The sequence below is a fragment of the Xanthomonas sp. D-99 genome (assembly GCF_017746145.1).
Lineage (GTDB): Bacteria > Pseudomonadota > Gammaproteobacteria > Xanthomonadales > Xanthomonadaceae > Xanthomonas > Xanthomonas cissicola.
In genome coordinates, this window is the sequence record NZ_JAGHWU010000130.1 from 1 (window position 1) to 789 (window position 789).

General features: G+C 50.7%; 1 pseudogene. It reads left to right on the forward strand.

From position 1 onward, the window contains the following. Nucleotides 1-720, forward strand: a pseudogene (locus tag J7360_RS21100) (histidine kinase); the annotation flags it as partial. Between the last annotated feature and the right edge of the window lie 69 nt (nucleotides 721-789).

The following is a 789-nucleotide window of genomic DNA, read 5'->3' on the forward strand; positions in this document are numbered from 1 at the left end:
TTGATCAGACCTTCCTTAGGTATGTTGCTGCGTGATCGTGTCGGGCGCTACTGGTTGGATACCATGGCCGGTTTGGGGGTCTCGGTTGGCAAGGATGTCGTTAATGTGCCGATTTATAGTGTCTCAGCCCACGGCCTCGTAAAGCCGAGCTGGTCGAGTGCGTACGAAGATCGTGAAGGTGGCCTATGGTTCGCTAGTCTTAATGGTGGTCTTTGGCATTTGCCTCCTAACTGGAGTACCTTTGCCGTACTGTCTTATCACACTGACGATCGTCAATCGATTTCAAATCCAATCGTAAGGGTTTCGGCAGTTTCTGCATCTGGGGGCTTGTGGGTTGCCGGGACACGTGGCGTTCTTGAGCGCTTGGATCCCGCCAACGGATCGTTTGAACGTCATCTGCAGCCAATTTACGAATTGCGTTGGCCAACGTCTCTGGTCGAAAGCAAAAGCGGCTACGTCTGGATAGGCCTACCTTATTCGATTGTCCGTTATGACCCTCGTACTAAACAGCGGAAACGCTGGCCGCTTTCTATCAATTCAAAATCGGTGGGCTACGGCAATCCAGAACGTCTGGCAATGGATGCACAGGATCGATTATGGATTTATGTAATTAATACCGGATTGCAGATTCGCAATGAAGAAGGTCGGCTGATTCGAGAGATAGCACAGGGGACTCATGGCCTGGATGTTTCGAACGTTTACGATCTAAGGAAGGTCTGATCAACTCACCGCAGATGCGCGACACTATCGCCTTATGTAGAGGATTCATCCATGCAGCTGACGTTCGGT